Raw genomic sequence first — 10370 nt, 5'->3', positions numbered from 1 at the left:
TAGTTGTCCATTATCCTTATCAGGACACGTTTCACTTACAACCTCTATACTGAAATTGTTGGAGGATAACATATAACATCCGGCTGCATCAACCATAGCTCCCGCTGTGGTATTTTCACATTGGTCTATTGAGTTATCAACACCATCATTATCATCATCTCCTGTTGGTGTTAGATCACATACATCACCAACGCCATCACCATCTGTATCTGCTTGATCTGTATTTGCAGTATCTGGACAATTATCTACACTATCTAAAATACCATCACCATCACTATCAATAGTTGATAAGTTCATAGTTGAATATAATCTATATTCACCAGGATTTAAACTAATTGATTCTGAAGTATTGGTCACATTTTTCTCAGTATCTGTAAAATATTCGTACCATGTACCAGTTTGCGTAAATTGTGGAGTTATGGACTTACTTGTTACATCAAAATTCCCAATTATAACAACATCCATAGATGCATGTCTTAATACAATTGATTTTGTTAATCCTCCTACATTTAGGGTGAAATCAGTAGTATTAAATACAGGTTGTTTTTTTTTTAATTTAATTAATTTAGACCAAATATCATATATTTTTTTTCTATTAACATCATCAAAATACTCCCAATGAATCGGTTTTCGATCAACTCGTCCAGGTTCATTTATACTAACATCATACCCAAGTTCTCCAAATTGCCAAATCATTTTTGGCCCAGGAATTGTAAAGAAAAATGCTCCAGCTAATTCTTGTCTCGACAAAGCTATATTTAAATTTTTAACATCATGACTTGGGTTGGCACTATTTCCGAAAGTTAAGTTTTTATACATTAAACGTTCTTCATCATGGCTTTCCATGTAGCCAACCACATGTGGGTTATTCCAACCTCTTGTTTGATAAGAAATCCAGTCAATATTTGTGTCTGAAGCAAAACCCATCGTATTTTGATTGTAATTATAATTTAGATTTCCCCATAGCATAAAACCAAAATTAGCTAATTCTGTTTCTTCTGAATTATCGGCAAAATGTTCTAAAATTAAATATTCATCTGGAGCTGTATTTGACCAAATATAATTGGCATAATCTTTTAAGATAGCAATTCTAGAAGCATCGTAATTTCCCCAAGCACTCACATTTGATGGGTTATTTGTTTGTGTAAAACCTTTAGATAAATCAAATCTAAAACCATCAACTTTAAATTCTGTAATCCAATGTTCTAAGGTTTGTTTTACGTAGGTTTTGGTATTTAAACTTTCATGATTAAAATCGTACCCAACATTAAATGGATGTTTGGCATCTGTATTTAACCAAGGATTGTTAGCTGCTGGTTTATTGTTTAAATTATCCCAATACATTTGAGCTAATGGACTTTGTCCAAATGCATGGTTGTAAACGACATCTAATATAATGGCAATTCCATTCTGATGGCAGGCATCAACAAACTTCTTAAAATCGTTTTTTGTTCCATAAGCTTTATCTAAAGCTCCATGAAATGATGGATTATAGCCCCAACTATCATTGCCTTCAAATTCACTAATTGGCATTAATTCAATAGCATTAATACCTAATGAAACTAAATAATCTAAGTGTGTTAAGGCTTCATTAAATGAATCGGAAGCTGTAAAATCTCTTAAATGGAGTTCATAAATAATTAAATTGTTTTGTTCAGGCTTTACAAAATTAGTAACATTCCAATTGTATGAAGGTTCATTAATTATAAATGCTGTTACGTTACCTGTTGTAAAACCAGTAGGATACGGTTTTAAATTTGGATAGGTTAGTGGGTCTATGTATTGATCCATATTAGGATCTAATATTTTTTCTGAATAAGGGTCGGCAACTTTAATATCGTAATCAATTAAATACTGGTATGCGAATTCTGTATCAACATCTAAACCGGAAAGAGTAATCCAGAAATCTTCACCATCTTTAAAAAGTTGGTAAGCTGAATTTAAGGTCCAATTGTTGAAATCTCCTAAAAGAAGAACATCTGTTTTAAAAGGTGCTTTTAGTAAAAAAGTAACTGAATTGTCAGGATTTTTATTGAGACCATATTTTAATCCTGTAGGTTGTGTAGCTGTTTGTGTAGCTGTTTTTACATAAACAGAAATAGTTGTTTCTTTTGTTTCTCCACCAGCAATAGCTATTGCTTTTAAAGTTTGAGTACCTGTTGAAGTTAAGGTATAAGATGTAGAAATTGTAGTTGTATTAGTTACAGTTTTTTGAGAAACGGTATTTACTTGAAGTTCTAAATCGGCAGTAATTGATGATTCTGCACTAATAGTAATATTGTCATTTAAATTGTAGGCGCTTTGATTTGCCGGATTTGTAAATGTAACATTTAGACCTGCAGCGTATATTGGCACAAAAATATCAGCTGATTGAGGAGCTCCTGTGGAAGCTCTAAATACTAAATTTAATTCAGTAATTGTAGCCGAAGTTGCTACTCCATAAAATGTAAAAACATTTGGTGTTATTATAAAAGAGTATAAATTAGGGTTCGTTCCATCTCTTGTTAGTTGTGGTTGTGTAGTATTATTACCCCAAGTGCCAATTACATTTTGCCATTGAGTGCCATCAACGGTAACTCCTGTATGAACATATATAGTACCAGTATAATCTAATAAAGGTGTACCAGTGGCGTCAAATATTACAGTAATTTCATTATTAGCAGTGGGTAAAGTTGGAGAAGTAGTTACCTGTGCAAAAGTAAGTATGGGTATTAAAAAGAGTAATATGAGTAGTATTTTTTTCATTTGTTTTGTATTATTAACTAAATGCTATGAACCGGAATTGTTAATTAAACCGGTTCATAGCATTTAGTTAAAGTGTTTAAAGACTATTTGAATAAACAGCCTTTTTATTTTTAATTAACTTTTACAGTACCATCGTTAAAGTTTACTGTAACGGTGTAGTTACCAGCTTCAGAAACTGATAAGTTATTTTCAGAGTTTTGCTCTAAAACTCCTTTTGAAGTTTGGCTTTCTCCCCAATCATTACCCCATTCACCTGCTACAGGAACAAATTTAAATTCGTCTCCACTACTAAATGTTTGCGAAATTTCAAACACTCCTGAAGAAATTTCTGTGAATTGAGGGTCATCACCATCATTAGACCATCCTCTAAATGAACCAACTAAATATAGAGATGAAGGAACTTCACTTACATCAGAAACAGTAAAACTCATTGTGTTGAAATTAACTGCAACTACTTTAAGTCCTGCGCTATAACCTGAAAGGTTATTCTCTCCATCTTGTATAATTGAACCAGCATTGTTTGGATCTTCACCCCAATCACCATCCCAGCTACCAAGTGTAGGTAAGAATTTAAATTCTGCACCATCAGGTAAATCTAAAACAACAGAGAATATACCTAAACTAGCTTTAGACATTGGAATTGCCGCAGTATTATCCCATCCAACAATAGAACCAACTACATTTAATGTTTCAAGTGATTGTAAATTAAACGTTAATGTATTATAATCTACAGTTATTAAATAATCTCCAGCATCATAGCCTGAAACATTACTTTCATCAGTTTGTATAAGTGAACCCGAATTGTTTGGATCATTACCCCAGTCACCATCCCAACTACCAAGTGTAGGTAAGAATTTAAACTCAGCACCAGCAGGTAAATTAACAACAAGTGTAAATACATTTTCGGCAGTATTATTAAATTCTAAAGCTGCAGTATTATCCCAACCAACTATAGATCCAACTAAATATAATGAAGTTGGGAAAAGGATTTCTTCTACAGAATAAGTAAACGTATTTAAATTTACTTTTACTTTATATTTACCAGCTGTATATCCGGCGAGGTTTTGTTCACCATCTTCAATTAAAGTTCCTGCATTATTTGGATCTTCTCCAAAATCACCAGTCCAATCTATATTTGTTGGTAAAAATTTAAATTCGTCACCATCAGCAAGGTTAATTGTTATTTCAAACTCATTAAAAGCTGTTTTAGTCATTGGTAACGAAGTTGTAGGATCCCAGCCTGTTAGTGAACCAACTAAATAAAATTCTGTAAATTCAACTTTGTATGGTGTTAATAACACCGCAATTGTTTGAGATACTTCACCACCTGAAGATACTCTAATTTCTATACCTGCTTCAGTTTCAGCATCGATTCCTAAAACATCAATAGCTAAAGTGTTTAATTCTTTTACTGTTAAACTTATAGAAGTTGCATCTGTTGTACCTATTTCAGCAGGCGCGGCAAAATCTGTTCCTAAAAGAGCAGCTTCTACCATATATGTTGCACCAGTTCCTTCAATTGTAGCAGCTGTCCAGCTTACTGTTAAAGCGGTATTTCCATCATTTGTATCATTGAGCGCAATTGAAGAGCCATCAATAGGGCTATTAATTGCAATACCTCCTTGAGGAGCTAATATCTCAAAATTTTCATTTTCATCACAGGAAGTAATTCCTATGATGATAAATGAAAGTAATACTATTTTATATATATATTTCATATTATTAAATTTTATATTTTTAATTAGCAGTTAAAGTAAAAGTATATTCTCTTGGATTGCTAAGGTCTAGTACTACATGATAATTTCCTGCAGGTCCGTCAAAAGTATAATCTCCACCAGGTGTTAAATAACCATCGGCATCAAATGAACCATATTCAAAAGCAGCCCATTCATTATTACCTCTAAACTTCCACCCACCAGGTACTAAATCAATATCAACTGATAAGGTTCTTGTTGCAGCGTCGTATACTAAATCAGTATCGCTATCCCATCCTGTAGGAGTTGCTGCACCAATTATTCCCCAATTTACTGCTGAGATTGAATATGTTAAAGCATCAGTATCAGCTTTTACAAAATAATATCCAGTAGTACTTGCATTTGCATTTGCTTCGCCATCTTCATCAATAAGGATACCTGATGAAGTTCCATCATCTCCCCAATCTGTATTACCCCAGAAAAATCCTCCGGTTTCATTTGGAGCTAAAAATTTGAACTCACCATCTAACCATACATAACCTTCATAGTCTGTTTGTCCAAAACCAGAAGCGGCTAATAAAGGTGCTGAAGCAGGATCCCAACCTTGGTGGTTTCCAGGTACTGCAATTTTAGGTAAATCTGTAGTAAAACCAGTTACAAAAATTGCTACAGGTTCTGATGTTTGTAAGAAGCTATTAGTAGTCCCTACTGTTGAAGTGATTCTAATATCTAAAGATCCTTCAAGAAAGGGAGTTAACCCAGCACTTATTGCAAGGTTATTTAGTTCTCCAACATTCCAAGTTACATATCTGTTCGTTGTTGAAGCAGCTATGAAAGGGTTTTCAAAATTAGTTCCTGATAGTGCAATCTCTACAACATAAGTAATTTCTGTAGGCGTACCATAATTTGCCGCTGTCCAATTTACAGTTAGTGCAGGGTTTGTTTGACTTTCCGAAGGGTTTAAAACAATAGTTGCACCTTGAGTAGGTTCCGTAATAACTCCGCCTCCTTCTGGAGCTAAAGTTAATTGTACCGAATCTTCGTTGTCACAAGAGGTTATAGTAACCATTATGATTGACAGAAACAGTACTTTAAATATATTTTTCATAATCTTATATAATTAAAAGTTGATTAATATCCTGGATTTTGAGTTAAATTAGGATTAGCAGCAATACTTTCACTAGGCAGTGGATACACTGCCATATAGTTACCTATTGCTATACCATTTGCTCCATTTCCTTTGAATGCCCAGTTGTAATTTCCACCTGTATATAATCCAAAACGTATTAAGTCTTGTCTTCTATGAGCTTCCCAATGTAATTCTCTAGAACGTTCGTCTATTAAAAATGCTAAGGTTAATTCATTTGAAGAAATTTGGTCAGCGTGAGCTCTAATTCTTAAGTCATTTACATAACCTAAAGCTTCACTTTCGCTTCCACCACCACCTCTTAAATAGGCTTCAGCATACATTAAGTACACATCTGCTAATCTAAATAGTGGAAAATCTGTATCTACAAATGTAGGGTCAGATCCGGCAGCACCTGTAGAAGTTCTATTGCTATATTTAGTAATAATATACCCTGAATCTCTATCAGCAACATCAACAATTTCAATATCTCTACCTTCAGTAATTAAGGTGTTTCTATCATCTGCACCACCATTAATAAATTTTTCAGCAAATTGTTTACGTACTCTTAATGCACCACCCCAACCTTGGGCTCCTAATTCTTCAGCATTAGCTTCAATGCTTCCAACTTCACCATTAATTATAACAGTTGTTGGACCGTAGTTTTGAGTAACAACACCATCAGAAACTAATGGGAAAATTATTTCATTCATACCAGCTTCATTAAAATCGTTATCTGCCATAAAATTCAACGCATAATTTGAAGCTAAACTATAACCACCATTAATAATTTTGTTGGTATATGTTAAACAATCCGCATAACGGTTTGTGTTTATATATACTTCAGCATTTAAGTATATTTTAGCTAAAATCATCCATGCAACACCTTGATCTGCTCTTCCGTATTGATTCGTTCTTGCAGGTTTTAAATCACCTTCAATTGCCAACAATTCAGATTCAATAAAATCAAATAATTGAGCTCTATTGTATTCAGGAGCTTGATACGTTCCTACAGGGTCAGCTTCTGTTACAAAAGCTGCTTTCCCAAATAAATCCATTAAGTGGTAGTAAGATAAAGCTCTTAATAATCTAGCTTCTGCTCTATATGCTACAATTTCACTTCCTACAGCACTTGTGTGTCCTCTTTCAGCTAATTTAACATCTGTAGATTCTCTTAAGAAATCATTAGCTAAAGCTACAGAAAACATTGCTCTACCATACATACCTCTAAAAATAGGGTTTGCAGGAGTCCAAATATTACGTTGAATTTCTTTTGTTCCAGGATCATTTTCATAAGACCATATAGCTTCGTCAGCTGCTAAATCTTGTAAGTACCAAAGTACACGTCCGTATTGACTAGTACCTGCATCTATACCTGAAATATTAGAAGAACCAGGATCATTACCTGTTAAAGATAAGTTTCCATAAACACCTGCTAATGCTTGTTCGTAAGCACCTGCATTAGAGTAGAAATCCTCAGAAAGGAATTCATCATCATCTTGAGGAATTACATTTAAATCATCAGTACATGCACCAAAGAAAAATATAAGTCCTAATAGAAAATAAATTTTATTTAAATATTTTGTTATCATTTTCGTTTCGTTTAAAATTTAAAATTAGCACCTAATAAAAAAGTTCTTGGTCTTGGATAAATTGTGTTATCAATTCCTCCAAAAACTTCAGGATCTAAGCCGCTATAATTTGTTATAGTAAATACATTTTGTACACCAGTCCACAAACGAATGCTTGATGATTCATTGTTATTACCGTTAAAAGTGTACCCCAATGTAACATTGTCCATTTTTAAGAAGGAGGCATTCTCAATATAATAATCAGAAATAATAACATTAGGTGTAGAATTGAATCCGGTTTCTAATACAGAAATAGGTAAATTTCCTAATGCGGTTACATCTTGTAAGTTATCATATTGTGCTCTTGAAGAATTTACGTTGTTATACATATAATTTCCAATGCTAGCTCTTAAGTTAAAAGATAAATCAAATGCTTTATAATTTATATTGGATTGGAATCCCATTAATATATCTGCGTCAGGTTTTTTATAAATATAACGATCAGTGTCATTAATAATTCCATCTTGATTTAAATCTGCATAAGCACCTTCAATTGGTGCACCGCTTACATCATATAATTGCTTATAAACATAATAGGAAAATGGTGCAAACCCTTGGCTGTGCAATTGAACAGTTCCTCCTGTTCCTCCACCAATACCACCAACTCTAATATCTTGCTCTAAAGCTAATTTATCAATTTCAGTTTGGTTAAATGACATATTGAAATTTGCATCTATTGTTAAGTCATCAGTATTAACAATGTCAGTACCAATAGAAAATTCAATACCTTTAGAGGTGAACTCACCAATATTTTGGAAACCTGAATTACTAAAGTTAGAACCATCTGAAATTGCAACGTTTGCTAAAAGGTCTTTAGATTCTTTTAAATAAACTTCTACAGAACCTGATATTTTATTATTGAAAAGACCATAATCTAAACCAACATTATAAGTAGTTGTTTCTTCCCATTTTAGATCTTCTAATCTTGTTTGAGGAATTCCTGTTAAAATTGGTGTATTCCCAAAGATATATTGAGATATATTAGAACTTAAAACTGTTCTACCAAGGAATGCATAAGCTGCATCAATATCTTGCTGACCAGCAATACCCCAACCTAACCTTAGTTTAAGATTAGAAATAGCATTTGAATCTTTTAAGAAGTCTTCTTCGCTAATTTTCCAAGCTAAAGCAGCAGCAGGGAAGTTTCCCCAACGGTTGTCTTTGCTAAATCTTGAAGTTCCATCTCTTCTGTATGATAAAGTAAGTAAGTATTTATCCATAAAAGAAAGATTTGTTCTTCCAAAGAAACCTATTAATACTACATCAGGTTGTGTGTAAACATCTGATTCTCTATCAGGATCCATTAAATTACCAGTACTGAAATCTTCTCCTTCAAATTTTTGATAAGAATAACCTGCAGTAACTTCAATATTTACATTTTCCAATTCCTTATTATATACAAAGTAACCATCTAATAATGAATTGGTTCTTTTACTTGTGTATTCTGATCTTGATCCTAAGAAAGGATCACCAACAGCAAGTCTAAATCCGTTGATACTTTCAGTTGAAAGTTCATTAAATCCTTCACCAACTGTTTTATCATAACCAATATTTAAAACGGCGTGTAAATCTGGTAAAAAGTGTAGTTTATAATCTAACTTCACATTTCCATAAAAACGTTTTGCTTTACTAATATTTTGCCTTTGTAGTAAACTAGCTAATGGATTTCTGTTTGCATTATTAGGTTCTCCATTAGTATGGTATTCAAAGAAACCACCAAAAGGTGAATTTGCATCGTAAACAGGTTGTGTTGGATCCATATATATAGCAGATCCTTCAACTCCATCAGCAAAACGGTTGGCTTCATTATTTAAGCTTACGTTAACATTCACTTTTAAATGATCGTCAAAAAATGTAGGGCTTAAAGATAATTTTGAAGAAATTCTTTCAAAACTAGAAGTTTTTCTTAAACCAGGTTGATCAGTATAACCAAAAGATAAACGAGTAGGCATATTATTAAAAAGTTGTCCACTTAATGATAATGAATGATCTATACTTACCTTTTCTTGGTAAATTTCATCTTGCCAATCTGTAGTTGCATTTCCTAACAATGATACATCGTCTGGTCTTTGTTCAGCAATTAATGCTCTGTATTCATCGGCTGTAAAAACATCAAGTTTGTTTACTAATGTGCTAAGACCCGCTTTTACATTATACTCAGCTCTAAAAGTAGCTTTTCCTTTTTTAGTTGAAATGATTATTACACCATTTGAGGCTCTAGAACCATAAATTGCAGTTGAAGAAGCGTCTTTTAGTATAGAAAAAGACTCAATATCATTTGGGTTGATTGAAGCTAAAATACCTCTAGAACCCCCAGCATTTGAGTTTGAGATTGGCATTCCATCAATAACTATTAAAGGATCATTAGATGCCCCTAAAGAAGATCCACCACGAATCCGTATCGCAGATCCACCACCAGGTGATCCATCAGAAACAATTGAAACACCAGCAACACGTCCTTGAATAAGGTTGGCAGGAGAAACAATGTTTCCTTCATTAAAATCTTTTTCAGATATAGCAGCTACAGCACCTGTAGCATCTTTAATTGTAGTTGTACCATAACCAATTAGTACAATCTCATCTAACGTTTCTGTATCTTGATCCATTGCTACATTAATAGTAGCACTAGCACCTACAGTTATTTCCAGGGTAGTAAACCCAATATAGGAAAATACTAATACATCACCTTGATTTACGTTTTCTAGGATATAATTCCCATCGAAATCAGTTGCGGCACCTGTTGTAGTTCCTTTTATAATAATACCAACTCCTGGTAATTCACTACCAGTAGCTTTTTCAGTTACCTTACCAGTTATTGTTTGTTGCGCGAACAAACTTAGCGGTAAAAATACGATAACTGTTAATAGAAAAAGTTTGAAATTTTTCATCTATTTTAAGTTAATTAATAATTAAGTTTTTAAAAATTTTGTACTATTTTATTACATTTCACTTTGTGAAGTTAAGATGTTAACACTAAGTTAACAATGATATGAGTCATTTTCTTTAAAACGAAAACGTTTTCGTGTTTATAACTTTTTTACTCTAACGTTAGAGTAAGCTAACTTTTTTTGAGAATTTTTTAATTATTTTTCAATAAAGAGGTTTTTATTTGGAATTCTTTAATTTATAGCTGCTATTATTACATTATTACACTTAATATTTTATATTTGTATT

At 32.8% G+C, this 10370-nt stretch carries 5 protein-coding genes; all 5 read right to left on the bottom strand.

Annotated features, from left to right (window positions below; translation table 11 throughout):
* On the bottom strand, nucleotides 1-2745 hold a 2745-nt coding region (locus QM495_RS10380; RefSeq protein WP_408672040.1), incomplete at its 3' end, for an alpha-amylase family glycosyl hydrolase.
* A 110-nt stretch (nucleotides 2746-2855) separates the two neighbouring features.
* Nucleotides 2856-4463 carry a SusF/SusE family outer membrane protein gene (locus QM495_RS10375; RefSeq protein WP_408672039.1) on the bottom strand — a complete coding sequence of 536 codons (1608 nt, stop codon included), beginning with the start codon at nucleotides 4461-4463 and terminating at the stop codon, nucleotides 2856-2858.
* A 19-nt stretch (nucleotides 4464-4482) separates the two neighbouring features.
* Nucleotides 4483-5547, bottom strand: coding sequence for a SusE domain-containing protein (locus tag QM495_RS10370; protein ID WP_408672038.1), 1065 nt, complete (start codon nucleotides 5545-5547; stop codon nucleotides 4483-4485).
* A gap of 23 nt (nucleotides 5548-5570) precedes the next feature.
* Entirely contained in the window at nucleotides 5571-7157 is a 1587-nt protein-coding gene (locus QM495_RS10365; protein WP_408672037.1) for a RagB/SusD family nutrient uptake outer membrane protein, read from the bottom strand.
* A gap of 11 nt (nucleotides 7158-7168) precedes the next feature.
* The gene (locus QM495_RS10360) at nucleotides 7169-10084 is read right to left on the bottom strand and encodes a SusC/RagA family TonB-linked outer membrane protein (protein ID WP_408672036.1); all 2916 of its coding nucleotides are present in this window, start codon (nucleotides 10082-10084) and stop codon (nucleotides 7169-7171) included.
* Nucleotides 10085-10370 lie beyond the last annotated feature (286 nt).

Origin of the sequence: Lutibacter sp. (assembly GCF_046055765.1) — a bacterium.
Taxonomy (GTDB): domain Bacteria; phylum Bacteroidota; class Bacteroidia; order Flavobacteriales; family Flavobacteriaceae; genus Lutibacter.
This window is presented reverse-complemented; position numbering and strand designations above follow the sequence as displayed.

Excerpts from the sequence above, each read along its gene's own strand:
- QM495_RS10370 (WP_408672038.1), bottom strand. The coding sequence starts at position 5,547 with ATGAAAAATATATTTAAAGTACTGTTTCTGTCAATCATAATGGTTACT.
- QM495_RS10365 (WP_408672037.1), bottom strand. The coding sequence starts at position 7,157 with ATGATAACAAAATATTTAAATAAAATTTATTTTCTATTAGGACTTATA.
- QM495_RS10375 (WP_408672039.1), bottom strand. The coding sequence starts at position 4,463 with ATGAAATATATATATAAAATAGTATTACTTTCATTTATCATCATAGGA.
- QM495_RS10360 (WP_408672036.1), bottom strand. The coding sequence starts at position 10,084 with ATGAAAAATTTCAAACTTTTTCTATTAACAGTTATCGTATTTTTACCG.